At 74.8% G+C, this 25,320-nt stretch carries 19 protein-coding genes; 11 read left to right on the plus strand and 8 right to left on the minus strand.

Going from position 1 to position 25,320, the window contains the following annotated elements:
- The first annotated feature begins 27 nt into the window (after window positions 1-27).
- Window positions 28-786 (plus strand): methyltransferase domain-containing protein, encoded by a 759-nt coding sequence (locus tag ACTWM8_RS16030; RefSeq protein ID WP_446209718.1) that lies wholly within the window; start codon window positions 28-30, stop codon window positions 784-786.
- Window positions 787-811: 25 nt separating this feature from the next.
- Here ACTWM8_RS16030 and ACTWM8_RS16035 read toward each other — a convergent pair whose 3' ends face one another.
- The 3 genes from ACTWM8_RS16035 to ACTWM8_RS16045 all read right to left on the minus strand — a co-directional run bounded on the left by ACTWM8_RS16035 (window position 812) and on the right by ACTWM8_RS16045 (window position 4,717).
- Window positions 812-2,050: a vWA domain-containing protein gene (locus ACTWM8_RS16035; RefSeq protein ID WP_446209719.1), complete on the minus strand. Its 1,239-nt coding sequence runs from the start codon at window positions 2,048-2,050 to the stop codon at window positions 812-814.
- The gene (locus tag ACTWM8_RS16040) at window positions 2,047-3,285 is read right to left on the minus strand and encodes an AAA family ATPase (RefSeq protein ID WP_446209720.1); all 1,239 of its coding nucleotides are present in this window, start codon (window positions 3,283-3,285) and stop codon (window positions 2,047-2,049) included. The genes ACTWM8_RS16035 and ACTWM8_RS16040 overlap by 4 nt, the downstream gene beginning before the upstream one ends.
- 61 nt (window positions 3,286-3,346) lie before the next feature.
- Complete coding sequence (locus tag ACTWM8_RS16045; RefSeq protein WP_446209721.1) at window positions 3,347-4,717, minus strand: hypothetical protein; 1,371 nt, start codon at window positions 4,715-4,717, stop codon at window positions 3,347-3,349.
- Window positions 4,718-5,007: 290 nt separating this feature from the next.
- Between ACTWM8_RS16045 and ACTWM8_RS16050 the strand changes: the two genes are divergently transcribed.
- Window positions 5,008-7,665 carry a glycoside hydrolase family 3 N-terminal domain-containing protein gene (locus ACTWM8_RS16050; protein WP_446209722.1) on the plus strand — a complete coding sequence of 886 codons (2,658 nt, stop codon included), beginning with the start codon at window positions 5,008-5,010 and terminating at the stop codon, window positions 7,663-7,665.
- 114 nt (window positions 7,666-7,779) lie between these two features.
- On the opposite strand, the gene ACTWM8_RS16055 is transcribed toward ACTWM8_RS16050, so the two are convergent.
- From ACTWM8_RS16055 to iolC, 5 genes are all read right to left on the minus strand, one after another.
- Complete coding sequence (locus ACTWM8_RS16055; RefSeq protein WP_446209723.1) at window positions 7,780-9,081, minus strand: FUSC family protein; 1,302 nt, start codon at window positions 9,079-9,081, stop codon at window positions 7,780-7,782.
- 158 nt (window positions 9,082-9,239) lie between these two features.
- Entirely contained in the window at window positions 9,240-11,096 is a 1,857-nt protein-coding gene (gene iolD, locus ACTWM8_RS16060; protein ID WP_446209724.1) for a 3D-(3,5/4)-trihydroxycyclohexane-1,2-dione acylhydrolase (decyclizing), read from the minus strand.
- A complete protein-coding gene (gene iolB / locus ACTWM8_RS16065) occupies window positions 11,096-11,998 on the minus strand; it encodes a 5-deoxy-glucuronate isomerase (RefSeq protein WP_446209725.1) in 903 nt (300 codons plus the stop codon). The genes iolD and iolB overlap by 1 nt, the downstream gene beginning before the upstream one ends.
- Window positions 11,995-12,882 (minus strand): Cgl0159 family (beta/alpha)8-fold protein, encoded by an 888-nt coding sequence (locus ACTWM8_RS16070; RefSeq protein WP_446209726.1) that lies wholly within the window; start codon window positions 12,880-12,882, stop codon window positions 11,995-11,997. The genes iolB and ACTWM8_RS16070 overlap by 4 nt, the downstream gene beginning before the upstream one ends.
- Complete coding sequence (gene iolC, locus ACTWM8_RS16075) at window positions 12,879-13,862, minus strand: 5-dehydro-2-deoxygluconokinase (RefSeq protein ID WP_446209727.1); 984 nt, start codon at window positions 13,860-13,862, stop codon at window positions 12,879-12,881. Before iolC ends, ACTWM8_RS16070 begins: the two co-directional genes overlap by 4 nt.
- A gap of 184 nt (window positions 13,863-14,046) precedes the next feature.
- Here iolC and ACTWM8_RS16080 point away from each other — a divergent pair, with 184 nt between their 5' ends.
- The 9 genes from ACTWM8_RS16080 (at window position 14,047) to ACTWM8_RS16120 (ending at window position 25,313) form a co-directional block, all read left to right on the plus strand.
- Entirely contained in the window at window positions 14,047-14,784 is a 738-nt protein-coding gene (locus ACTWM8_RS16080) for a GntR family transcriptional regulator (RefSeq protein ID WP_377607242.1), read from the plus strand.
- Between the two features lie 150 nt (window positions 14,785-14,934).
- Window positions 14,935-16,332 (plus strand): extracellular solute-binding protein, encoded by a 1,398-nt coding sequence (locus ACTWM8_RS16085; RefSeq protein ID WP_446209728.1) that lies wholly within the window; start codon window positions 14,935-14,937, stop codon window positions 16,330-16,332.
- The gene (locus tag ACTWM8_RS16090) at window positions 16,307-17,254 is read left to right on the plus strand and encodes a carbohydrate ABC transporter permease (protein ID WP_446209729.1); all 948 of its coding nucleotides are present in this window, start codon (window positions 16,307-16,309) and stop codon (window positions 17,252-17,254) included. The genes ACTWM8_RS16085 and ACTWM8_RS16090 overlap by 26 nt, the downstream gene beginning before the upstream one ends.
- Window positions 17,251-18,129 carry a carbohydrate ABC transporter permease gene (locus ACTWM8_RS16095; RefSeq protein WP_446209730.1) on the plus strand — a complete coding sequence of 293 codons (879 nt, stop codon included), beginning with the start codon at window positions 17,251-17,253 and terminating at the stop codon, window positions 18,127-18,129. Before ACTWM8_RS16090 ends, ACTWM8_RS16095 begins: the two co-directional genes overlap by 4 nt.
- Window positions 18,129-19,265 (plus strand): ABC transporter ATP-binding protein, encoded by a 1,137-nt coding sequence (locus tag ACTWM8_RS16100; protein ID WP_446209731.1) that lies wholly within the window; start codon window positions 18,129-18,131, stop codon window positions 19,263-19,265. Before ACTWM8_RS16095 ends, ACTWM8_RS16100 begins: the two co-directional genes overlap by 1 nt.
- 3 nt (window positions 19,266-19,268) lie before the next feature.
- Window positions 19,269-20,477: a CehA/McbA family metallohydrolase gene (locus ACTWM8_RS16105; protein WP_446209732.1), complete on the plus strand. Its 1,209-nt coding sequence runs from the start codon at window positions 19,269-19,271 to the stop codon at window positions 20,475-20,477.
- Window positions 20,468-21,379 carry a sugar phosphate isomerase/epimerase family protein gene (locus tag ACTWM8_RS16110; RefSeq protein ID WP_446209733.1) on the plus strand — a complete coding sequence of 304 codons (912 nt, stop codon included), beginning with the start codon at window positions 20,468-20,470 and terminating at the stop codon, window positions 21,377-21,379. The genes ACTWM8_RS16105 and ACTWM8_RS16110 overlap by 10 nt, the downstream gene beginning before the upstream one ends.
- Entirely contained in the window at window positions 21,376-22,524 is a 1,149-nt protein-coding gene (locus ACTWM8_RS16115; RefSeq protein ID WP_446209734.1) for a Gfo/Idh/MocA family protein, read from the plus strand. Before ACTWM8_RS16110 ends, ACTWM8_RS16115 begins: the two co-directional genes overlap by 4 nt.
- The gene (locus ACTWM8_RS16120; protein WP_446209735.1) at window positions 22,521-25,313 is read left to right on the plus strand and encodes a glycoside hydrolase family 38 N-terminal domain-containing protein; all 2,793 of its coding nucleotides are present in this window, start codon (window positions 22,521-22,523) and stop codon (window positions 25,311-25,313) included. The genes ACTWM8_RS16115 and ACTWM8_RS16120 overlap by 4 nt, the downstream gene beginning before the upstream one ends.
- The last annotated feature ends 7 nt before the right edge of the window (window positions 25,314-25,320 follow it).

Below are 25,320 nucleotides of genomic sequence, written 5' to 3' on the forward strand. Positions count from 1 at the left end.
CACCTCGCGGTAACTAACGTCTGGGCTATGACTCCTTACCAACTTGACGTGCGGGCATGGCAGGAGAGCTGGGACCGGCAGCAGGAGGCGTACCTGCCGGACCGGGAACATCGCTTCGCGGCGCTGCTCGACGCCGCCGACGCCGTCGCCGGTGACGGACCGCTGCGGCTGCTCGATCTCGCCGGCGGCACCGGCTCCATCAGCCTGCGCGCCCTCGCCCGCCACCCGGACGCGCAGGTCACCCTGGTCGACCTCGACCCGGTCCTGCTGACGATCGCCGAGGCCTCCCTGGCCGGCCGCGCCACCGTCGTCACCGCCGACCTCAACCGTCCCGACTGGACGGCCGCGCTCCCCCACCACGGGTACGACGCGGTGCTCACCGCCACCGCCCTGCACTGGCTCGACGGCCCCCGCCTGGCCACCCTCTACGGCGAGATCCGCGCCGCGCTGCGCCCCGGCGGCGTGTTCGTCAACGCCGACCACCTGCCCGACGACGCCCTGCCCACGCTGACCGCCCGGCTGACCGACCGCGCCCGGCAGCGGCGTACGGCCCGCCACGCCGCCGGGGCGGCCCAGTCGTGGAGCGGGTGGTGGGAGCAGGCCGCCGAGGATCCGGCCCTCGGGCCACTGGTGGAGAAGCGGCGACAGATCTACCCGACCGGGCACAGTCCGGAGTGGAACCCGCCGACGGACTGGCACCTGGCGGCGCTGCGAGACGCCGGCTTCAGCGAGGTCGGCGTGCTGTGGCGCAACGGCGCGGACGCCGCCGTGGCCGCCCTGGCCTGACCGGCCGCGCAGGGGCCGGGCCACCTCACCCGGCACCGATGACGACCACCCGCGCCCAGTCCGGCGGCGAGTCCGGCACGTAGTCGGGATCCTCCTCGTTGACCGGCCGGGCGCGGGGAAACAGCCCCACCACCGTCCGGCACGACGGCCGCGAGGTCGGCCAGGGCGTCTGCCCGTCCGTCAGCACCACGACGACGTCCGGTCGGGGCCGGCTCCGCAGGGCCCGGGCGAAACCCGTCCGCAGGTCCGTTCCCCCGCCACCGACCAGCGGGATGTCCTCGGCGCGGCACAGCGGATGCACGACCCGGGCCGCCGCGTCGCACGGCAGCACGCTGACCAGGTCCCGCCGCCCACCCACGGCCCGGGAGATCGCGGCGACTTCCAGCAGCGCGCTGCCCAGTTCGGCGTCACTGACCGACCCCGACGTGTCGATCACCACGCAGACCCGAGGGGGCGTGCGCCGCAGGCTCGGCAGGATGGCGCCGGGCACGCCGGCGGAGCGCCGCGACGGGCGTCCGTAGGTGTAGTCCTCCCCCACCCCCGGGGCGGAGGCCGCCGAACGGACCGCCGCGCCCAGCAGTTCCCGCCACGGCTGCGGTGGGTGGAACGCCTCCTCCGCCCACCGCCGCCAGCCCGCCGGCGTGGTCCCGGGCCGGGCGGTGATGCCCTCGGCCACCCGGAACCGGACCGCGTCCCGCTCCTGCGCGGTGAGCCCGTGCGCGCCGTCGGGTCCCAGGTCCCACCCGCGCTCCAGCCCGTCGGCCCCGCTGCCGCAGTCCAACCAGGCCAGATCATGGGTACGCGGCCCGAGCCGGAACTGGCGCAGGTAGTCCTCCATCAGCTCGCCCTCGGGCAGTCCCAGGTGGCCTGGATCGACGGCCCCGTCGGGCCGGGCCAGGCCGGCACCGAACACGTCGTCGTTGATCTCGAAGTCGGCGGCGATGTTCATCCGCAGCCGTTCCCCCGGCCCGGTCAGGCCGCGTTCGCGGGCCACCCGGTCGCTGCGCCCGTGGTGGTCGCGCAGCAGGTGCGAGACCTCGTGGACCCACACCCCGGCGAGTTCCTCGACCGGGGTCCGGTCCACGAACGCCGGTGCGACGTAGCACCGCCAGTGCGGGTCCACGGCCATCGTCGGCACCTGCCGCGACGGCACCACGTGCAGGGCGAACAGCGCCGTCGCCAGGTAGGGCCGGACCCGGGCGGCGTGCAGCCGGGCGGCGAAGAGCTTGTCGAGGTCCAGCACGCCGGTGCGGTCCGCGGTCACCGGCCGGCCCCCGCGGCGGCGGCCATCCGGGCCGCCGCCTGGTCGGCCCGCCGGGACAGCGACACCGCGCCGGCGAGCCGCTCGATCGACGCCGGAACGTCCCAGTCCTCGCGGCGCAGCGCGGCGAGGGTGGACGCGGGGACGACCACCAGGTCCGGGGCTCCCGTGTCGAGCGCCCGGACCAGCAGCGTCCACGCCGCGTCCCAGCGGGACTTCTCCGGACGCCGGCGGACCGCCTCCACCACGCCGTCCAGCACAGCCTGGCGCAGGTCACCCCGCTCCGGCAGGACGGCGGCGGCCGGATCGGCCAGCAGCACCTCCGGGTCCGGCAGGTCCATCCGGTCCATGCTGGCCAGCAACTCCAGCCCCGGGCCGTCCCCGACGGCGCCCCGGACCAGCATCGACAGCACGTCCCGGGAGGTGCCCGCCGCGGTCGCGAAGGCGATCAGGCGCAGCGTCATCTCCCAGCTCCGCGGCGACGGCCAGGGGCCGCCCCGGCGGCCTTCGGTGGTGGGCAGCCGGTGCACGAGCGTCGGCCGGGCCGACAGCAGCCCGCACACCGCGCGGCGGGCGAAGGCGACGGCCGGCGACAGCCGCCGCGGGTCGAGCCGGGGCAGGGCCGCCCTGGGCCAGGTTCCGCCGAGGCCGCGTACGACGACCTCGTGGTCGTGGGTCCACTGGAGATGGACGAAGCGGTTGGCCAGCGGCGGGCTCAGCTCCCAGCCGTCCGCGGCCGAGGAGCGCGGATTCGCGGCGGCCACGATCCGCACGCCGGACGGCAGTCGGAGGGCGCCGATGCGGCGTTCGAGCACCAGGCGGAGCAGGGCGGCCTGCACGGCCGGCGGCGCGGTGGACAACTCGTCGAGGAAGAGCAGCCCCCGGCCGGCGCGGACCAGGCGCACCGCCCAGTCCGGCGGGGCCATCGGCACACCCTGCACGGCCGGGTCGTCGCCGACGACCGGCAGCCCGGAGAAGTCGGACGGCTCGTGGACGCTGGCGATCACCGTGGTCAGCGGCAGGTCCAGGGACGCGGCGAGCTGGGTCAGGGCCGCGGTCTTGCCGATCCCCGGCTCGCCCCAGAGCAGCACCGGCAGGTCGGCGGCGACGGCCAGCGTCAGGGCCTCCAACTGGGTGTCGGGGCGCGGTTCGGTGGTGGTGTCGCCCAGCAGGGCGAGCAACTCGGCGGCGACGTCGAGCTGGGCGGCTTCGACGGAGATGTCGGTCGACATGGGCATGTGTGATCACCTTTGGGTTCGTGACGGGTGGGGACAGCGCGGCGGGCTCGGGCCCGCTGGGTCAGCGCGAGATGCCGTGGCGCGGGCGGGAGCGGCGGTCACGGGTACGGCGACGGTCCGAGCGGGCGGGGCCGGGCCCGCTTCCGGCCAGCCCCGCCCGGAACAGCCCGTACGTGACCCGCCGCGACGCGGCCGTCTCCAGTTCGTCGCGCAGCGCACCGGCGCGCAGCAGCGCGTCGGGTCCGAGCAGCGCCTCGACGGCGGCCAGCGCGCCGGCGGTGTCGCCGTGGTCCAGGCGGGCGCGGACGTCGTCGAGGCATTCCGGGTGGCGGTGCGCCTCGTCGATCGCCCGCAGGCAGGCGAGCGGGGTGCCGGTCAGCGCGGCCAGCATTTCCTCCCGGCGGATCTCGGCCGGGCCGTGGTCCAGCGCGACGAGCACCCCGTCGACCAGGCCGATCCGGTGCTGGGCGCCCCGGCACCGCACGAGCCGTGGCTGACCGGCCCGCTGCGGGACCCGCGGCACGCCGGCCGCCCGACGCTCGGGTGCCAGCGCCGAGGCCACCAGCGGGTGCAGCCGGTCGACCTCGATCAGCCCGGCGCGGAGCAGTGCCAGGTCCGGTAGCACCCAGGTCGCCGCGTCCGGAAGCACCGGCAGTTCCTCGGCGCCCCGCCGGGCGGCCAGCGCGGGCGACCGGAGGATGCCCCCGTCCGGAGCCAGCTCCAGGACGAGCCGACGCCGGCCGCCGAGTCGTACGGCGACGGCGTCCCCAATCCGGCCCTCGGCGCGGAGCAGGATCGCGGCCTCGGCCGCCCACCTGTCCACCGCGCAGTCGAGCCCTGGCGGCGCCGCCAGCGGATCGGCGTCCACTGTGGCGCGCCGGTCGGCGGGCAACCGGCCCGCTCCCGACCGCGTCCTCAGCTCGTCGGCCCGGCGCGCGTCCCAGAGGTGACGGTGCAGGTCGAGACGGAACCGACGGTCGGGGTGTGGATGGGGGTGACGGCCGTCCCGGTGGCCGTCCCAGAGCGCCAGGCTGAATCGCTGACCGGCGTCCGCCCAGGCCGGTGGCGTGCGGACCACCAGGTGCACGGCGGCGCCGTCGCGTCCGGCCTCTTCGTACCGGGCGAGCGCGATGGTCAGGCCGGGGCGTAGCAGCCCGTCAGGGGCGATCCTCGGCAGGTGCCAGCGCAACAGGTCGGGCGCCAGCTGGCGAAGGTCGGCCCGGACCCGGGCCGCGAGTTCCCGACCGTGGGTGCGGGCCACCGCGCGCAAGCTCGGGTCGACGTCGACGCGCGCGGCGGCGCACGCCCCGGCCCAGTCGCCGGCGCGGCGACGGGTGGTCGCAGTGTCGATCATGGACGGCGGCACGGCGAACTCGCGCATGCGCCGCCAGAGGGAAAGGCGAGAATCCGCATCCGCGGCCCGGGAGTGCATCAGCACTCACCTTGCGCGGACGGGACCCCCAATCTGCCACGAGGGGTCATCATCGCGAGGGAGCATACCGCTCCGCACGCCAGCCCTGCCAGGGTTTCGCACCGGCCCGGATGCCAGGCGCGCCCCCTTCGCCGTCACCCCGCCCGACCACGCCGTCCGCGCCCCCTCCGACTTTTATTGCGCCGTAATATTGACGCGCCCTGATGGGATTGGGAAGGATTCCTTACCGGGACGAGGGCGGTCCCGCACCGAGAGGGTGCGGGCGGCCGACTCCCGTAGGGAGGCACCACATGAGTTCATGCTGGCGCAGCCGCGTCGCACTCGTCGGAACCGTCGTCCTGGCCGCATCGCTGCTGCCGGCGTCGTCCGCTTCGGCCGCGAGCACCCAGACCGTCACCGTCGCCGCGGACCGGTCGGTCCAGACCGTCGCCGAGGGTGGCCGGGCGGAGTTCACCGTCTCGGTGACCACGTCGGACGGACACCCGTTGGCGGCCCCGACGACCGTCCGCTACACCACGGGCAGCGGCACCGCCACCGCCGGCGCCGACTACGCCCCCGTCGCCGGCGCACTGACCTTTCCGGCCGGCAGCCGGTCCGGCACCGCCCGACCGATCACCGTCACCGTCCACAACGACCGGACGGCCGAGACCGCCGAGACCATCCCACTGACGCTCGCCACGGCCTCCATCGGCGCCACCGTCGGCGGCCAGCCGGTTTTGGTGGTCAACGCGCACGGCCTGCCGTACCTCGACCGGAGACTGCCGGTCGACCGGCGCGTCGCCGACCTGCTCGGCCGGATGACGGTCGAGGAGAAGATCGGCCAGATGACCCAGGCCGAGCGGGCCGCCGTCGCGGCCGATCCCACGCTGGTCGCGCAGTGGCGGCTCGGTTCCGTGCTCTCCGGCGGCGGCTCGACGCCCGCCACCAACACGCCCGCCGCCTGGGTCGACATGGTCAACGAGTTCCAGGCCCAGGCGCTGAGCACCCGGCTGCAGATCCCGATGATCTACGGCATCGACGCCGTGCACGGGCACGGCAACGTGTACGGGGCCACCGTCTTCCCGCACAACGTCGGCCTCGGGGCCACCCGCGACCCCGCCCTGGTGGAGCGGATCGGGCACGCCACCGCGACCGAGGTGCGCGCGACCGGCATCCCGTGGAACTTCGCTCCGTGCGTGTGCGTCTCCCGCGACGAGCGGTGGGGGCGCAGCTACGAGAGCTTCGGCGAGGATCCCGCGCTGGTCATCCCGATGGAGACCGTCATCGACGGCCTGCAGGGGCGCCGCGCCGGCCAGCTCGACGACGCCGACCGGGTGCTGGCCACCGCCAAGCACTACGCCGGCGACGGCGACACCAACTACGACGAGGCCACCGCGGCCGCCAACGAGGGCAAGCCGTGGTGGGAGCAGCGGTACCCCATCGACCAGGGCGTGACGGTGACCGACCGGGCCCACTTCGCCCGGACCGACCTCTCGCCCTACGGTCCCGCCCTGTGGCGACACCACGTCGGCAGCGTGATGCCCTCCTTCTCCAGTGTGGACTGGGCCGAAGACGGGCTCGGCAACCCGACCAAGATGCACGCCAACCGGGAGCTGCTCACCGACGTCCTGAAGGGCCGGATGGGCTTCGACGGGTTCCTGATCTCCGACTGGGAGGGCATCCACCAGATTCCCGACCCGGCCGAGCCGACCAACACCGGCCTGACCGCGTACAAGGTCCGGGTCGGCGTGAACGCCGGCACCGACATGTTCATGGAACCGAACACCGCCCCGCAGTTCGAAGAGCTGCTCCTGGCCGAGGTGACCGCCGGCCGGGTCAGCCCGGCCCGTCTCGACGACGCCGTGCGGCGCATCCTGCGCAAGAAGTTCGAGCTCGGGCTCTTCGAGCAGCCGTACGCCTCGGCGGCGAACGTCGACCAGGTCGGCAGCGCGAAGCACCGGGCGATCGCCCGGGACGCGGTGGCGAAGTCGCAGGTGCTGCTGAAGAACGCCGTGCGGGCGCTGCCGCTGCGCCGCGACGCCAACCTGTACGTCGCCGGTCGCAACGCCGACGACATCGGCAACCAGGCCGGCGGCTGGACGATCACCTGGCAGGGCCAGTCGGGCGACCTCATCCCCGGCACCACGATTCTGGAGGGCATCCGGCAGGTGGCGCCGCAGGCCCGGGTCACCTACAGCGCGGACGCCTCGGCGCCCACGGCCGGCGCCGACGTCGGCGTGGTGGTGGTCGGCGAGACGCCGTACGCCGAGGGGTACGGCGACGTCGGCGGCCCGGAGTGCGGCTGGTGCTCGACGCCTCAGCAGGAGGAGAAGTCGCTACGCCTGCAGCCCGCCGACCAGGCCGTGATCGACAAGGTCTGCGCCGAGATCGAGACGTGCGTCGTCCTCGTGGTCTCCGGACGGCCGCAGATCGTGACGGACCAGCTCGGCAAGATCGACGCCCTGGTGGCGTCATGGCTGCCCGGCAGCGAGGGCGCGGGTGTCGCCGACGTCCTCTTCGGCCGGCGGCCGTTCACCGGCCGCCTCCCGGTGACCTGGCCGCGCAGCGAGGCCCAGGTGCCGATCAACGTCGGCGACCGGGACTACCAACCGCTGTACCCGTTCGGCTGGGGACTGCGCACCGACCACGGCCGGTCCGGACTGGCGGACGTGGCGGACCAGCGGCCGGAGCTGCGCGCGGCACTGGCGCCGGGCAACTGGAACGCCGACGGCTCACTTGACAACGCGCCGGAGGTGCTGCGGCCGCTCGGCCGGCAGCTCGGCACGGGTCACGGTTCCGCCGCGCGGAACGACGCGATCCTCGCGGTGGCCCGCGAGGCCGCCCAGGCCGCGGTCGTCCGGGGAAGCGCGCCGGCGGACTGGGCGACGCTGATCGCCGAGGCCGACCGCGCCCAGCTCGCCGACGATCCGGTCCGGGCGTTCACACTGTTGGTCCGCGTCGCCACCTGACCGGGCCGACCGCGCCGGTGACCGGCGAACTCCGGGTGCCGCCCACACGGCACCCGGGGTTCGCCGGGCGGCCCGAGCGCCCCGACGTGCGGCCGCCGGGGACGGCGCAGCGCTTCAGCGCGAGGGCGGGTACGACGCGCCCACCCGCCCCTCGGGGCGGGCCCGCCTGGCCAGCCGCGCCCGCCGCCGGGTGCCGGTGATCCTAGTAGGCCGCGGCCGGCGCAGCTCCCGGCGCAGCTCCCGGCGCAGCGGCGGACGGACCTCGGCCGCCCCGGCCTGCGCCGCCTGGCGCACCATCCGGTTGGCGTCGTCCGGATGGCACCCCGTTCCCCGCAGCAGGTCACTGGCGGCGGTACGAAGATCGGTGACGAGGGCGTCCCCGTACGACCGCACCCCCTCCGCCGAGGCTCGGCCGGCGAGGTGGGCGCTTTCCCGGACCAGCTGCCGGGTCCGCTCGGGCTCCTGATCCGCCCGGCTCTCCCGGCGCAGCTCCGCGATGCCGTCACCCAGCCGACGAACCGCCCGGGGCAGGTGCGCCGGGACGGGTTCACCGTACTGGAGGGCGGTCGCGCTCCAGCGGGCCAACGCCCGGCTGGTGAGGATCAGGCGCTCCAGATGTTCCGCGCTGCGGGCGTAGCGGTGGAACCGCGCCCGGCGGTGCCAGCGGGCCGGCGCCAGCGTCACCACCTCCTCCGCCCCGCTGAGCGACTCGTTCAGCCGCCCGATGTCCGCGTCCAGCCCGCGCAGCCGGTCCAGCGCCCGGATCACGGCGTCGGCGTCCCGGCGGGACAGGGCGTCCGCCACCGCGTACAGCTGCTCGGTGACGGCGGCGAAGAGCGGCGCGGCCGCCCGGTCCAGCACCCGCAGCGGATTGATCGGCAGCAGCAGCGCCACCACCAGCAGGCCCACCACGCCGCCGACCAGCGCGTCGAAGACGCGGGGCAGCTCCAGGCCCCGTTGCATCGGGGCGAGCGTCGCGATCAGGACGGCGGTACCGCCCGCCTGCCCGACCAGGGCCCCGCCCCGGCCGGCCACCAGCAACGCGCTGGCGATCGCCAGCGCGACCACCGCCCCGGTCTGCCAGGGCCCGGAGCCGAGCAGGAACCGCAGGCCGTCACCGATCATGATGCCGATCCCGACCCCGCCCAGCAGTTCGAAGGTACGGCGGGCGCGCTGCCCGATGGCGGTGGCGATGGTGCCGACCGCCGCGGCCGGGGCGAAGACGTGCGCACCCGGGCCGAGCAGGTACTCGGCGAGCAGGGCCGCGAGCGCCGCGGCCAGTCCGGCCTGCACCGCGATGACCACGGTCACCTCGAGCTGGCGCAGCCGTACCCGACCGCCCGCGCCGCCGCGCCGGCGGGCCTCGGTCACCGACCGGCCGGTCCGCTCGGCGACCGCGTGGAGCGCTGAGCGCACGGAACCGTCGCCCGGACCACGATGGGCCATGGCGGCGTTTACCCGGCAGGCGCCTCGCCAACCTCCCACCGCCGCACGCGCCCGTCACGAGGGCGGGGCGTCCCGATCACGCCGGTTTGGGCGGTGTCGCCGCTCGGGATGGGCGGGCCGGACCCGGTTCAGGCCCCGGGATCACCGCTCAGACGGGTACGGCGGGCCTTGGACCCGGCCTCGTACGCGGCCCGGGCGGCCCGCGTCCGCGCGGTGGTGGAGACGGCGGCGACCGGCACGTCCCACCAGGCGCCGCCGTCCGGGCCGGCCTCGAACGGGTCGGTCTCGACGTGGACGACCGTGGTGCGCTCCGCCGCCCGGGCGGTGGCCAGCGCAGCCCGCAGCTGCGCCGTGGTGGTCACCCGGATCAGGTCCGCGCCGAGGCTCGCCGCGTTCGCGCCCAGGTCGACCGGGAGCCGGCCCCCGGCCCGGTCGCGGTAGGCGGTGCCGAGCCGCTGCGCGCCAACGCTCTCCGAGAGCCGGCCGATCGAGGCGAACCCCTGGTTGTCCACCAGCACGACGACCAGCTTGATCCCTTCCGCCACCGCGGTGGCCAGCTCACTGGGCAGCATGAGGTAGGAGCCGTCACCGATGAGCACGAAGACCTCGCGGTCCGGCGCGGCCAGCCGGACCCCGATCCCGCCGGGGATCTCGTAGCCCATGCAGGAGTAGCCGTACTCGACGTGGTAGCTCTTCGGGTCGGCGCTGCGCCACAGCCGGTGCAGGTCGCCGGGCATGGACCCGGCGGCGCAGACCACCACGTCGCGCGGCCCGGCGGCGTCGTTGACCGCGCCGATCACGGCGGTCTGGGTGGGCCGCGCCTCGGGGTCGGCGTGCCGGGCCCGGTCCGCCACGGCCGTCCACCGCTCGGTCAGCTCCGCCACGGACGCCCGGTACGCCGGCTCGGTGCCCCAGCCCGCGCACGCCGCGTCCAGAGCCGCCAGGCTCTCCCGGGCGTCCCCGACGACCTGCACGCCGGAGAGCTTCGCGGCGTCGAAGCCGGTGATGTTGACGTTGACGAACCGGGCGTTCTCGCCGAAGAGGGTGCCGGAGGCGGTGGTGAAGTCGCTGTACCGGGTACCCACCCCGATCACGAGGTCCGCGCCCGCCGCGATCTCGTTGGCGGCGGTGGTGCCGGTGACCCCGACCGCGCCGAGCGCGAGCGGGTGGCCGTGCGGCAGCGCGCCGGTGCCGGCCTGGGTCTCGGCGACCGGCACCCCGTGCTCCTCGGCGAACCGGCGCAGCGCCTCGCACGCCCCGCTGTAGATCACCCCGCCGCCGGCCACCACCAGCGGCCGCCGCGCCGCGGTAACGGCCCGGGCGGCCCGGGCGACCGCCGAGGAGTCCGGGCGGGGACGCGGCACGTGCCAGACCCGTTCGGCGAACAGCTCCGCCGGCCAGTCGTACGCCTCCGCCTGCACGTCCTGGGGCAGCGCGAGGGTGACCGCGCCGGTCTCCACCGGATCGGTCAACACCCGCATCGCGGCCAGCAGCGCCGCCGGCAACTGTTCCGGCCGGTTGATCCGGTCCCAGTACCGGGAGACCGGCCGCAGCGCGTCGGTGACGCTGACCTCGTAGGACCGGGGGTCCTCCAGCTCCTGCAGCACCGGGTTCGCCACCCGGGTGGCGAAGATGTCGCCGGGGAGCAGCAGCACCGGCAGCCGGTTGACGGTGGCCCCGGCGGCGCCGGTGACCAGGTTCGTCGCGCCCGGACCGATCGAGGTGGTGCAGGCCAGGGTGCTGAGCCGGTCGGTCATCCGGGCGTATGCGGCGGCGGTGTGCACCATGCCCTGCTCGGTGCGGCACAGGTGGTACGGCAGCTCCGCGCCCGCCGGCCCGGCCAGCGCCTCCCCGATCCCGGCGACGTTGCCGTGGCCGAAGATGCCGAAGCAGGCCGGGATCAGCCGCCGCCGCGCCCCGTCGCGTTCGGACCACTGCCGGGCCAGGAACGTCACCAGGGCCTGCGCCACCGTCAGTCTGGGCATCACGCCTCCCGCGTCGTCGGGCCGGTCAGCGGCAGCCGCGGGTCGACCGGCTGGTCCGCCCAGCTGCCGCGGACCCAGTGGTGCCGGGGGTCGTCCACACAGGCCATGCTCCGCTCCGGGCCGGGCCCGGCCAACACGTTGAGGTAGTAGAGGTGGTAGCCGGGCGCGGCCATCGACGGCCCGTGGTAGCCGTACGGGACGAGCACCACGTCCCCGCCGCGCACCTCGGCCAGCACCTCGATCGGCCGTCGGGCGGTGCCGTAGACGCGCTGGTAGCCGACCGGGCCCCCGGCGTCGCCGGGTACGCCGCCGGCCACCTCGAAGTAGTAGATCTCCTCCAGCTCCGCCTCGACCCGGCCGTCGTCGTGGGTCCGGTCCTCCTCGTGCTTGTGCGGCGGGTAGGACGACCAGTTACCGCCCGGGGTGAGCACCTCCACGGCGACCAGCCGGTCGCAGTCGAACGCCTCCGGGGAGCAGAAGTTGTTGACCTGTCGGCTGGCCGGGCCGGCGCCGCGCAGCTCGACCGGCACGTCGCGGGCGGCGCCGTAGCGGGGCGACAGCCGGCGGGTGGCGCGCGTCGACGGCAGGGCGAACCGGCCCTCGCCCCGCACCGTCACCGTGGCGTCGCGCGGCAGGTACGCGAAGTCGGTGACCGCGGCGAAGACCGAGGCGCGGCCCGCCAGGGTCAGGCTCAGCCCGTCGCAGTGCACCGTCGCGGCGCCGGCCAGCGGCACGACCAGCATCTCCTCGTCGCCGGTGTCGAAGCTGACCGCGCCACCGGGGGGCAGGGTCAGCACCCGCAGGCCGGCGTAGCGCCAGCCGGCCCGCTCGGGGGTGACCTCCAGCGCCCACGGCGCCCGGGTGGTCGTGCCCCAGGGCAGGTGCGCCTCGACCGCGCTCACGCCTGCTGCCCGGTGGGCAGCAGCGATCCAGCCAGGTCCACGGCGGCGGCCACGTCGTCGTCCGGCGGGTAGAGCAGCGCCCGGCCGACCACCAGGCCGCGCACACCGGGCAGCCGCAACGCCCGTGCCCACCGCGCGTACACCACGTCCGGCGCCTCCACCGGGTCGCCGCCGAGCAGCAGCACCGGCAGGGTGGTCGCGGCGATCACCCGCTCCATCTCGTCGATCGCCGGCAGCTTCAACCAGGTGTACGCGGAGGTGGCGCCGAGAGCCTGGCCGACGCTGACGCCCTTGATGATCGCCTCGGGGCGCAGATCGGCGTGCACCCGGCCGTCGGTGCGCGCCACCCAGAGCGGCTCGACGAGGGCCACCGTCCGGTGGGCCGCGAGGGCGGTGACCGCCCGGGCGCAGGCCTGCAGGGTCGGTGCGGTGCCCGGGTCGTCCGGGTCGATGCGGCAGAGCATCTTGCCGCCGTCGTAGCGCATGGCGGCGATGCTGTCGGCGTCGTACGCGGTGAACCGGTCGTCGAGCTCGAAGGTGGCGCCGGAGAGGCCGCCGCGGTTCATCGAGCCGATGGCCAGCCGGTCCTCCAGCGCGCCGAGCAGCAGCAGGTCCTCCAGGACGTCCGGGGTGCCGAGCACGCCGTCGACGCCGGGCCGGGACAGCGCCAGGCGCAGCCGGTCGAGCAGGTCGGCGCGCCCGGCCATCGCCATCGGCCGGTCCCGCACGCCGAGGGCGCCGCGGGCGGGGTGGTCGGCGGCGATGATGAACAGCGGCCGGCCGTGGTCGGGCCACGGTCGGCGGGTCCGCCGGGCGGCCGCCTCGGCGATCGCCTGTGGCCGGTGGGCGCGGGTGAGGGTCAGCGCGTCGTACTCGGTGCTCACCGGTCTTCTCCTCCCACGGCGGCGGTCGACGACGCCGGTTCCGACTCGACGGCACGGGCCAGCGCCGCGGTCTCGGCGTGCTCGGGCATGGCGGCGGAGCAGGCCAGGCGGGAGGCGACGATGGCGCCGGCGGCGTTGGCGAAGCGCAGCGTCCGCTCCAGCGGCCAGTCGCGCAGCAGGCCCAGACAGAGCGCGCCGCCGAACGCGTCGCCGGCGCCGAGCCCGTTGACCACCTCCACCGGCACCGGCGGCACCCGGACGGTCTCGGTGCGGGTGCGGGCCAGCACCCCGGCCGGCCCGAGCTTCACCACCGCCAGCCGGGGCCCGCGGTCGAGCAGCAGCCCGGCGGCCCGCTCGGGGTCGCGGGTGCCGACGGCGATCTCCACCTCGTCGAGGTTGCCGACGGCCACGGTGACCCGCGGCAGCACCTCGGCGACCGCGGCGGTGGCCGCCGCCGGGTCGGACCAGAACATCGCCCGGTAGTCCAGGTCGAGCACGGTGTGCGGGCGCCCGTCGCGGGCGACCAGCGCGGCCGCGTGGGCGTCCCGGCTCGGCTGCTGGCACAGGCCGGTGCCGGTGAGCCAGAAGACCCGGGCCGCGGCGATCGCGTCCAGGTCGAGTTCCTCGGGGCGGATCTGCAGGTCGGGGGCGGTCGGTGTGCGGTAGAACCAGAGCGGGAAGTCGTCCGGCGGGAAGATCTCGCAGAAGGTCACCGGGGTGGGTAGCCCGTCGACCGGGTGGACCTGGCTGTCGTCGACGCCGAAGTCGCGCAGCGCCCGGTGCACGTAGTCGCCGAACGCGTCAGCGCCGGTGCGGGTGATCACGCCGGCGCGCAGCCCCTGGCGGCTCGCGGCGACGGCCACATTGGTGGGACTGCCGCCGAGGAACTTGCCGAACGTCTCGACCTCGGCCAGCGGCGTGCCGATCTGCAACGGATAGATGTCCACCCCGACCCGGCCGATGGTGAGCACATCGAGCATGCGGCGTCCTTCCCCGGCCGGCGATGCCGTGCCCGCCGGCCCTGCCCCTGATTGGTAACAGCGCTCTACGAGTTCTGTCAATGTGTTGTCATGACATCCGCGCTCTGCGTTCGGTGACCGCTTCGGTACAGTGGCGCCCATCATCGTGCCCCGAGATCCCGCTCGTGCCCAGCGAGGAGGTGCCGTGACCGGACCCGAGATCGCGGTCGACCGGAGCAGCCCGGTCCCGCTCTACTTCCAGGTCGCGGAGCAGTTCGCCGCGGCGATCCAGCGCGGCGAACTGGCGCCCGGCGACCGGCTGGACAGCGAGTTGCAGCTCGCCGACCGGCTCGGGTTGTCCCGCCCGACCGTGCGCCAGGCGATCCAGCACCTGGTCGACAAGGGACTGATCGTGCGCCGTCGCGGGGTGGGCACCCAGGTGGTGCGCGGCGAGGTGCGCCGGGCGGTGGAGCTGACCAGCCTCCACGACGACCTGCTGCGCGCCGGCCAGCAGCCGTCCACCTCGGTGCTCGAACTGGCCACCGTGGCCTGCCCGGCCGAGGTCGCCGCCGCGCTCGGCGTACCGGCCGGCAGCGAGGTGCAGCACCTGCGCCGGCTGCGGTTCTCCGACTCCGAACCCCTCGCGGTGATGGAGAACTGGCTCCCGCCCGACCTGGTGCGGCTCAGCATGGACGCGTTGCAGGCCAAGGGCCTGTACGCGATCCTGCGCGCCGGCGGCATGCGCATCCGCGGCGCCCACCAGCGGATCGGCGCGCGGGCGGCGACCGCCGCCGAGGCGCAGATGCTCGGCGAGCGGCGCGGCGCGCCCCTGCTCACCATGACCCGCACCGCCTACGACGACCAGGGCCGGTACGTGGAACACGGCGCGCACCTCTACCGGGCCAGCCGCTACTCCCTTGAGGTGACCGTCGCCGAGCGGTGACGGTGGATGTTTCGGGCTCATTTCAGTGACAGGTATTTACGTCGTCAGGCTGTCATGACATTGTGGCCGCAAACACCGCCGGCGGCGGACGTGCGGCCGGCGGGCGACCCGCGAGTCTCTTCGAAGTCTCCTTGCGAAGGGAAGCAGCCCATGACATCCAAGCCGAGACGCGCAGCGGGCGTGCTCGCCGCGTTCACCACCCTTGCCCTGGGCCTCACGGCCTGCGGCGACTCGTCCGAGCCCGCTGGTAAGGACGCCAAGAACATCACCCTCACGATCTCCGCCAACTCCATCGTGGGCGGCAAGAACTCCGCCGGCGCGGAGTGGATCGAGAAGTGGGTCATCCCCCGGTTCGTCGAGGCGCAGAAGGCCAAGGGCGTCACCGCCAAGGTGACGTTCGTGCCCAGCGGCGTCGACGACGAGCAGTACAAGACCAAGCTGGCCCTGGACCTGCGCTCCAAGGGCGGCGCCGACGTGATCGCGGTGGACGGCATCTGGGTGGGCGAGTTCGTCCAGGCCGGCTACCTCAAGCCGCTGTCCGAGGTGGCCGGCGGCCAGGCCGACTCCTGGGAGGGCTGGTCGCAGATCCCGGAGACCGTGCAGGGCCTCGGCAGCTTCGAGGACAAGCGCTACGGCATCCCGCTCGGCACCGACGGCCGGGTCCTCTACTACAACAAGAAGCTCTTCGCCCAGGCCGGCCTGCCCGCCGACTGGCAGCCGAAGAGCTGGCAGGAGATCCTCGACGCCGGCGCCAAGCTCAAGGCGCTGCCCGGGGTGACCCCGATCCAGATGAACGCCGGCACCGCGATGGGCGAGGCGACCTCCATGCAGGGCGCGTTGCCGCTGCTGGTCGGCGCCGGCGGCGAGATCTACAAGGACGGCAAGTGGGCCGGAGCCAGCCAGCCGGTCAAGGACATGCTCGACTTCTACACGAAGATCTACGGCGGCGGCCTGGGCGATCCCAAGCTGCAACAGGAGGCGAAGGGACGCGACAAGTCCTTCGCGGAGTTCGCCGCCGGCAAGATCGGCATCCTGGCCGAGGGTGACTACTTCTGGCGCAGCGTCATCAACCCGAGCACCGGCATCGCCAAGATGGCCGACCGGAACACCGCCGTCGGGTACGCGATGATCCCCGCCAAGCAGCCCGGCGCGGGCATCCGCGGGCAGGACTTCGTCAGCATGTCCGGCGGCGGCGTACGGGTGCTGAACCCGAACTCCAAGTTCCCGTCCCAGGCCTGGGAGCTGCTGTCGTTCATGCACTCGGCGGAGGCGGTCAAGGCCGAACTCGCCGGCGAGGCACGGATCACCGCGCGGATGGACGTCAACAAGGAGGTCCTCGCGGGCGACCCGATGCTGAGCTTCGTCACCGAGAAGGTGCTGCCGGTGACCGCGTACCGGCCGCCGCTGGCGGTGTACCCGCAGGTGTCGGTGGCGCTGCAGGAGGCGACCGCCGCCGCCGCGTCGGGCCGGAGCGCCGACGAGGCCGCCGGGGCGTACCAGAAGAAGCTGGAAGGGATTGTCGGTGGCGCAGGTAACGTCACCTCCTGACCAGGTGGTGGAGGGGAGGCGCCCGGAAACGGGCGCCTCCCCGGCCCCCGACGCCGCTGGCCTGGGCCGGGCCCGGGCCACCGGGTTCCTCGTGCCCAGCATGGTGCTGATCCTGCTCTTCCTCGTGGTGCCGGCCGCCTGGACGATCTACCTGGGCGTCACCAACTACCGGCTGACCGGCCTGGCCGCCGCCAACCCGGAGATCGTCGGCCTGGACAACTACACCCGGGCCCTGGGCGACGAACGGTTCCGCTCCTCGCTGGTGCTGACCCTGCAGTTCGTGCTCGGCTCGGCGGTCATCGGCCAGGCCGGGCTCGGCTTCGCCATCGCCTTCGCGCTGCGCGACCGGCGCGGCCCGCTGCGCCGGGTGGTCGAGGCGTTCGTCCTGCTCTCCTGGATCCTGCCCAGCTCGGTGGTGGCCTTCCTCTGGATCGCCCTGCTCGACCGGGACGGCGGCACCCTCAACACGCTGCTCGGCATCCCGGGCACGGCCTGGCTGCTCGACCACCCGATGCTGTCGATCATCGTGTTCAACACCTGGCGCGGCACCGCGTTCTCGATGATGCTCTACGCCGCCGCGCTGGAGAACGTGCCCCGGTCGCACCTGGAGACCGCCCGGCTGGCCGGCGCGTCCACCTGGCAGCAACTGCGCGACGTGGTCTTCCCCCGCATCCGCGGGCACGTGCTGACCAATCTCCTGCTGATCAGCCTCTGGACGTTCAACGACTTCGCGCCGTTCCTCATCACCGCCGGCGGCCCCGAGCAGCGCTCGGAGATCCTCCCGGTCTACGTCTACAAGGTGGCGCTCTCCGGCGGTGAACTCGGCTTCGGCGCCGCGATCTCGTTCATCATGCTGCTGATCAACCTGGTCATCGCGCTGGTCTACCTGCGCATGCTGGGCCGGCGGAAGGAGACGGCGTGAGCAGCGCGACCAGCACGGCGCCCGCGCCGACCACCGACCCGAAGGCCGGCACGGAAGCCGCTCGGCACCTGCTCGGCCGGGTCGCCCGCTACACCTTCCTCTGCGCCGTCCTCGGGTTCTTCGCGCTGCCGCTGCTCTGGCTGGCCACCGCCCCGTTCGACGACAATCCGACGATCACCGCGTCGCTGCCGCGGTTCACCCTGGACAACTTCCGCGCGCTGCTCGACAACCCGTACGCGCTCAGCTCGCTGCTCAACTCCGTCTACCTGGCCGCCGGCACTGCGGCGCTGGTGGTGACGTTCGGGGCGTTGGCCGCGTACGCGCTGAGCCGGGTCCGGGTGCCCGGCCGCGACGCGCTGCTCTACGGGCTGCTGCTGCTCTCGTCGATCGTCACCGGCACGGCCACCATGGTGCCGCTGTTCGAATTGGCGTTCCGGCTCAACCTGATCGACTCCCGGCTCGGGGTCATCCTGATCCTCACCGGCGGGCTGCTGCCCGCGGCGATCTTCATCCTCAAGGACTTCATGGACGCCACCCCGACGTCCTACGAGGAGTCCGCCCGGGTCTTCGGCGCCAGCCCGCTGCAGATCATGCGGCACATCGTGGTACCACTGGTCCGCCCCGGCCTGGCCACCGTCGGGGTGTGGGCGGTCGCCAACGTCTGGGGCAACTTCCTGGTGCCGTTCCTGCTGCTGCGCGGGCCGGAGAAGGCCCCCGCCGCGGTGATCATGTACACCCTCTACACCGAGGGCGGCCAGGCCGACCTGCGGTTGCTCTCCACGTTCTCGCTGCTCTACTCGCTGCCGGTGGCGCTCATGTTCGTCTTCGTCAGCAGCCGGTACGGATTCCGCTTCCACGGAGGGATCAAGCGCTGATGTCCGCCATCACCATGCGCGACCTGACCAAGGTCTACCCCAACGGGGTGCGGGCCCTGGACGCCCTCGACCTGGAGATCGCCGACGGCGAGTTCTTCGCGCTGCTCGGGCCGTCCGGCTGCGGCAAGACCACCCTGCTGCGCACCATCGCCGGGCTGGAGGTCGCCTCCGGCGGCAGTGTGCACATCGGCGACCGCGCCGTGACCAACCTGCCGCCCGGCAAGCGGGACGTGGCGATGGTCTTCCAGGACTACGCGCTCTTCCCGCACATGACGGTGCAGGAGAACATCGCCTACCCGCTGCGGATCAAGAAGATGGACCGTCGGGGCCGCGCGGAGAAGGCGGCGGAGACCGCCGACGAGCTGGGCCTGTCCGCCCTGCTGCAACGCCGCCCGGGGCAGCTGTCCGGCGGGCAGCAGCAGCGGGTCGCGCTCGCCCGGGCGATGGCCTGCCACCCGCAGGTCTTCCTCCTCGACGAACCGCTGTCCAACCTCGACGCCCGGCTGCGGCTGGAGGCGCGCACCTTCCTCAAGCGGCTGCAACGCGAACTGGGCGTCACCACCGTCTTCGTCACCCACGACCAGGCCGAGGCGCTCGCCCTCGCCGACCGGATCGCCGTCATGGAGGGCGGCCGGATCCGGCAGGTCGGCACCCCGACCGAGGTGTTCCGCCGCCCCGCCAACACCTTCGTCGCCGGCTTCATCGGCTCCACCCCGATGAACCTCATCGACGCCGAGGCGCACGACGGCGAACTGGCCGTCGCCGGCACCCGGCTGCCGATGCCGGACGACGTCCGGGACCAGGTCAGCGCCGGCGAGAAGCTCGTCTACGGGGTCCGTCCCGAGTACCTGGACTACTCCGCCGAACCGGTGCCGGGGGCGCTGAGCGGGCAGGTGGTCGTGGTGGAGAATCTCGGCAGCTTCTCGCTGGTCTCCCTCGACATGGCCGGCGGGGACGTCGCCCGGGCCGCGGGGACCAGCGTCCAGGTCGTCGTGCCGGAGGGGCGCGAGCCCGAACCCGGGGACACCGGCTGGGTGGTGCCCCGGCCCGGCCGGTCACTGCTCTACCGGGACGGCGAGTTGGTGAGCGGGGCGGCGGCGGCCGTGCCCGCCGCGCGTACCGGCGCGGAGCGGTGAGCCATGGCGGTGCACCGGGGCAGGTGGACGCTGGCGGACCGCGCCGAGAGTGTGCTGCGGACCCTGCCGGTCACCGTGCCGCCGGGCACCGCCGCGCTCACCGTACGACTCGACTATCCCCGGCAGGCCGGGGTGCTCGACCTGGGCTGCCTCGGGCCGGCCGGCTTCCGGGGCTGGTCCGGCGGTGCCCGCGACGGCTACACCGTGGCCGCCCACTGGGCCACCCCGGGCTACCTGCCCGGTGAGCTGGAACCCGGCGAATGGCAGGTGCTGCTCCGGTTGCACCGCATCCCACCGGAGGGCCTGAGCTACGAGGTCACCGCCACGACCAGCACCACCGGGGCGGACGCCCCGACGCCGCCGGCGGCGCCACCGCGCCCGGACCGCCCGCCGCGCCGCGCGCTGCCCGGGGTGGACGGCCGGCGCTGGATCGCCGGGGACCTGCACGCGCACACCGTGCACAGCGACGGCGCGGCCACCATCGACGAACTGGCCGCCCTCGCCGCCGCCCGGGGCCTGGACTTCCTCGCCGTCACCGACCACAACACCGTCAGCCACCACCCGTGGCTGCCCGCCGCCTCGGCCCGGTACGGCCTCACCCTGCTGCCCGGGCAGGAGGTGACCACCGACCGGGGACACGCCAACGTGTTCGGCCCGGTCGGTTGGGTCGACTTCCGGCAGCCGCCCGACGAGTGGCTGGCCGGCGCGGAGCGGGCCGGCGGGCTGATGTCGGTCAACCATCCCCTCGGCGGCGACTGCGCCTGGCGGCAGCCGCTGACCACGCGTACCCGGCTGGCCGAGGTGTGGCACTCCGGCTGGTGGGACCGCACCTGGGGCGCCCCGCTGGCGTGGGCGCGGGCCTGGCGCCCGGACGTGGTCCCCGTCGGGGGCAGCGACTTCCACCGCCCCGGCGACGACGCGCCGCCCGGCTCCCCCACCACCTGGCTGCTGGTCGACGACGACCGCGAGCCGCAGGCCGCCGTGCTCGACGCGCTGCGGGCCGGTCGTACCGCCGTGTCCGCCGGCCCCGACGCGCCGCTGCTGCTGCGCCTCGGCGACGAACTGTTCGCCCTCGACGCGGACGGCATGCTGCTCGGCTACCCCGACGGCAGCCACCGCGTCGTCCACGGCGACCGGTGCCGGCTCCCGGCCGGCGACGGCCTGCACGTCCTGGAATCGCACCGCATGGAGGTGATCGCACTGTGCAGCTGAGCGGACGCACCCGGGTGGCCGGCGCACCGGTCAACCACGGCATCTACCAGCACGACGACACGCTCCTCGACCCGGACAAGCTGCTCGCGGCCCTGTCCCGCGACGGGTACGACGGGGTGGACTCCGGGCCGATCGGCTACCTCGGCACCGGCGAGGTGTTGGCCGACCGGCTCGCGGCGAACCGCATCGGGCTCGCCGGCGGCTGGGTCGACCTGCGCTACGCCGACCCGGACGGCTTCGGCGCGGACCTGGTCCAGCTCGACGCGGCGCTCGACGCGTTCACCGCCGTACCGGCCGACGACCCCCGGTTCGCCCCCCGGCCCACGCTGGCCTGCCCCGGCAACCCCGGCCGGATGGCCCGGCCCGGCACCCCGCCCGACCTCACCTCGGCGCTGCCGGCCACCGCCTGGCCGGAGTTCGCCGCCCGGGTGCAGCAGGCCGCCGACCGGTGCCGGGACCGGGGTCTGGAACCGGTGTTCCACTACCACCTCGGCACCGACGTGGAGACCGAGGCCGAGGCCGACCGGCTGCTCGAACTCACCGACATCGCGGTCTGCCTGGACACCGGGCACCTGCTGCTGGCCGGCGGAGACCCGGTCGCGGCGGTCCGCCGGTGGGCCGGCCGGATCGGGCAGGTGCACCTCAAGGACGCCGACCTGGCCGTCCACGAGCGGGTCCGGGCGGCCGGCGGTGGCCTCGCCGACGTGGTCGCCGCCGGTGGCTTCTGCGCCCTGGGGACCGGCGACGTCGACTTCGCCGGGGTGCTCGCCGGCCTCGACGCCATCGGCTACACCGGCTGGCTGGTGATCGAACAGGACGCGCCGGCGCATGGGCGCGACCTCGACCGGACGCTGGCCGACCAGCGCGCCAACCGGCGCTGGCTCGAGGAGGCGCTGCGATGACCGAACCGGGCAAGCGGATCCGGATCGCGGTCGCCGGGCTGGGCATCATCGCCCGTACGGTGCACCTGCCGCTGCTGCAACGCCGCAGCGACCTGTTCGAGATCGTCGCGCTCGGCGACCTCTCCCCCACCCGGGTGGCCGAGCTGGGCGGCCGGTACGGCGTCGAGCCGGGCCGCCGGTACACCGACGCCGCCGCGATGCTGGCCGACGGCGGGTACGACGCGCTGCTGCTGGCGACCTCCGGCTCGCACGGTGAGCTGGCCGCGTCGGCGCTGCGCGCGGGCCTGCCGGTGCTCTGCGAGAAGCCGCTGGCCTACACCCTGGCGGAGGCGGCCCGGCTGACCGAGCTGAGCGGCGGCGCGCCGGCGCTGATGGTCGGCTACATGAAGCAGTACGACCCGGCGGTGGCCGAGGCCGTCCGGCTGCTCGACGAGTGGGGCGGGGCCGAGCGGATCCACGCCGTGGAGGTGACCGTGCTGCACGCCGGCGGCGATCGGCAGCTCGTCTTCGCCAACCTGCCGCCGGCCCCCGCCGACGTGCCGCCCGCCGAGGTGGCCCGGCTGCGCGCCGTCGACGCCGCGCTGCTCGACGCGGCGGTCGGCGGTGACCCGGGCGCGCGCACCCTCTACCAGATCCTGATCAACAGCATCTCCCACGACCTGTCCCTGCTGCGGCTCTTCACCGGCGCGCCGGCCACCGTGGAGCACGTCGCGACCTGGCCACTGGCGCCCGACGGGCCGGCGGAGCCGTCGGTGGAGATCAGCGGGCGGCTGCCGGGCGGGGCCCGCTACGGCATCCGCTGGCTGAACCTGCCCGACTACCCGGCCTACCGGGAGACGGTGACCCTGCATCACGCCCGGGGCTCGCTGGAGCTGGTCTTCCCGTCGCCGTACCTGCTCAACGCGCCCACCACGTTGACCCTGGTCCAGGCGCACGGCGGCGGTGAGCGGCGGGCGGCGTTCCGGTCGGTGACCGAGGCGTTCGAGCAGGAGCTGGTCGCCTTCCACGCGATGGTCACCGCGGGCGCGCTGCCGCTGACCGGGATCGCCGAGGGCGCGACCGACGTACGGACCAGCCAACAGGTGGTACGCCGCTTCGGTGAGCTGACCGGGGCGGCGATCGGCGGAGAGGCGGCCAGCTCATGACACGACCGACCGACATCATCGTCGTGCCGCACACCCACTGGGACCGGGAGTGGTACGAGCCGTTCCAGCGGTTCCGGCTGCGGCTGGTGGCGCTGCTGGACGACGTGTTCGATCGGATGGAACGCGACGAGCGGCAGCGGTTCACCCTCGACGGGCAGCTCGCCGCGGTCGACGACTACCTGGAGGTGCGTCCGGAGCGGCGCGAGCAGGTGATCGCCCTGGTCCGCGCCGGACGGCTGGCGGTCGGGCCGTGGCAGATCCTGCTCGACGAGTTCCTCTGCTCCGGGGAGAACATCGTCCGCAACCTGGAGCGTGGGCTGACCCGCAGCGCGGAGCTGGGCGGGGCCATGCCGGTGGGCTACCTGCCCGACATGTTCGGCCACATCGCCCAGATGCCGCAGCTGCTGGCCGGGGCCGGGCTGGCCCACGCCTGCGTGTTCCGGGGCGTACCCGACCGGGTGCGCACCCACGCGTTCGCCTGGCAGGCGCCGGACGGCACCACGGTGCGCACCGAGTACCTGCCCGGCGGGTACGGCAACGCGGCCGGCCTGATGGACGACGCCGCCCTGGTCACCCGCCGGGCCAGCGACCTGGCCGACCGGCTCGGCGGCTGGCGACCCGAGGGCGCCGGCGGACCGACGCTGGCCATGTACGGCACCGACCACGCGGCGCCGGCCCCGGACGCCCCCGACCTGCTCGCCGCCGCCGACGTCGACGGCATCCGGTTCCGACTCGGCACGCTCGCCGAGTACTTCGCCGCCCAGCCGACCACCGTGGACGGGCTGCCCACCGTACGCGGGGAGCTGCGCTCGCACGCCCGGGCGAACATCCTGCCCGGCGTGATCTCGGTGCGCGCCCACCTGAAGCAGGCGATGGGTCGCGCCGAGCGTCGGGTGGAGCGGTACGCCGAACCGCTCGCCGCGCTCTGGCACGACCCCTCCGTGCAGCGCTTTCTGGACATGGCGTGGACCCGGCTGATCGACGCGAGCTGCCACGACTCGGTGACCGGGTGCGGCTGCGACGAGACCGCCGAGCAGGTGGCCGCCCGGCTGGCCGAGGCCGACCAGCTCGGCCGCGCGGTCTGCGACCTGGTCGGGGCTCGGCTGGCCGCCGCCGTGCCGCGCGACGGGTACCTGGTCTTCAACCCCAGCCCGACCGCCCGGACCGCGCTGGTGCGCCTCGACGTCGAGGCGCCCGACGGCGCGGCGGCGGGGTTGGCCGGCGCGGACGGTACGACGGTGGCCGCGCAGGTCCTCGACCGGGCCCGGACGCTGCTCGCCGACGACCTGGTGCCGGCCGTCGACCTGCCCTCGGTGCTCACCCGGGTGCACGGCCGGGAGCTCTACGGCCAGGAGGTGACCCGGTGGTCGGTGTCGCCGGCCGACGCCACCCTCACCTTCGAGGTGGCCCGGCACGGCGACCCCGCCTTCGACGTGGAGGACGTCCGGCTGGCGCTGGCCGACGCCGGCCGGCCGGATCACTGGCGGGTCCGCATCGTCGCCGCGCCCCGGCTGACCGTCGCCGCGCTGGTCGACGTGCCCCCGCTCGGCCACACCGCGGTGCGGCCGGTGCCGCTGCCGGCCGGCGCGGCGCCCGGCCCCGACACGGTCACTCCGCTGCCGGCCGGCGCCGCCCCGGTGCCCGCCCCGGTCAGCGTCGCCGACCGGAGCCTGGACAACGGACTGCTGCGCGTCGACGTCGCCGAGGACGGCACGCTGCGATTGTCCACTCCGGACGGTGTCACGGTGGACGGGGTGGGCCGGATCGTCGACGGCGGCGACGTGGGCGACAGCTACAACTACGCCCCGCCGGCCGCCGACGAGTTGGTCGACAAGCCCCGCGCGGTACGCACGGTGGTGCGGCACGCGGGTCCGCTGGTGGCCGTCGTGGACGTGGCGCGGGAGTACCGCTGGCCGGTGGCGGCCGACGTGGACGCCGGCTCCCGGGCGGTGGACCGGGAGGCCGTGGCGGTCACCACCCAGGTCGAGCTGCGCTCCGGCGAGCGGTTCGCCCGGCTGCGGATCGAGTTCGACAACCGCTGCGACGACCACCGGGTGCGGCTGCACCTGCCGCTGCCGTCCCCGGCCCGCGCCTCGTACGCCGAGGGGCAGTTCGCGGTGGTGGAGCGCGGGCTGACCGCGGAGGGCGGCGGCGGTGAGGTGCCGCTGCCGACGTTCCCGGCGTCCGGGTTCGTGGCCGCCGGCGGGTCGGACGGCGCGCTGGCGGTGCTGCTGAACCAGCCCACCGAGTACGAGCTGACCGACTCCGGGCGCGAGCTGGCCGTGACGATGCTGCGGTCGATCGGGATGCTGTCGCGCAACCGGCACGCGCTGCGGGACGAGCCGGCCGGCCCGCAGCTGCCCACCCCGTCGGCGCAGTGCCGGGGCGAGCGGACCGTCGAGCTGGCGGTGCTGCCGTTCCGGGGCGAGTGGCACGGAGCGGGGGTGACCGAGGCGGCCGAGGCGTACCGGCACGAGCCCCTGGCCTTCGCCGGCACGGCGCAACCGTCCGTCGCGCTGCCGGCCCCGGCCACCGGACTGTCGGTGACCGGCCCGGGGGTGGCGCTCACCAGCGTGCGGGACCGGCAGAGCCGGGTCGAGGTGCGGGTGGTGGCCGAGACCCCGACCGACACCGGCGCGGTCATCGGGGCCGGGCGGGGTGTCCGGGGAGCGTGGCGGGCCGACCTGCTCGGCCGGCCGGGCGAGCGGCTGAGCGTCGACGCCGACGGTCTGGTCCGGCTGCCGTTGCGCGCCTGGGAGATCGCCACGGTGCACCTCGACCTGACCTGAGCACCGG

It is taken from the genome of Micromonospora sp. IBSANI012, from assembly GCF_052814045.1.

Excerpts from the sequence above, each read along its gene's own strand:
- ACTWM8_RS16030 (WP_446209718.1), top strand. The coding sequence starts at position 28 with ATGACTCCTTACCAACTTGACGTGCGGGCATGGCAGGAGAGCTGGGAC.
- ACTWM8_RS16040 (WP_446209720.1), bottom strand. The coding sequence starts at position 3,285 with ATGCCCATGTCGACCGACATCTCCGTCGAAGCCGCCCAGCTCGACGTC.
- ACTWM8_RS16045 (WP_446209721.1), bottom strand. The coding sequence starts at position 4,717 with ATGCACTCCCGGGCCGCGGATGCGGATTCTCGCCTTTCCCTCTGGCGG.
- ACTWM8_RS16050 (WP_446209722.1), top strand. The coding sequence starts at position 5,008 with ATGAGTTCATGCTGGCGCAGCCGCGTCGCACTCGTCGGAACCGTCGTC.
- iolD (WP_446209724.1), bottom strand. The coding sequence starts at position 11,096 with ATGCCCAGACTGACGGTGGCGCAGGCCCTGGTGACGTTCCTGGCCCGG.
- iolC (WP_446209727.1), bottom strand. The coding sequence starts at position 13,862 with ATGCTCGATGTGCTCACCATCGGCCGGGTCGGGGTGGACATCTATCCG.
- ACTWM8_RS16085 (WP_446209728.1), top strand. The coding sequence starts at position 14,935 with ATGACATCCAAGCCGAGACGCGCAGCGGGCGTGCTCGCCGCGTTCACC.
- ACTWM8_RS16100 (WP_446209731.1), top strand. The coding sequence starts at position 18,129 with ATGTCCGCCATCACCATGCGCGACCTGACCAAGGTCTACCCCAACGGG.
- ACTWM8_RS16105 (WP_446209732.1), top strand. The coding sequence starts at position 19,269 with ATGGCGGTGCACCGGGGCAGGTGGACGCTGGCGGACCGCGCCGAGAGT.
- ACTWM8_RS16115 (WP_446209734.1), top strand. The coding sequence starts at position 21,376 with ATGACCGAACCGGGCAAGCGGATCCGGATCGCGGTCGCCGGGCTGGGC.
- ACTWM8_RS16120 (WP_446209735.1), top strand. The coding sequence starts at position 22,521 with ATGACACGACCGACCGACATCATCGTCGTGCCGCACACCCACTGGGAC.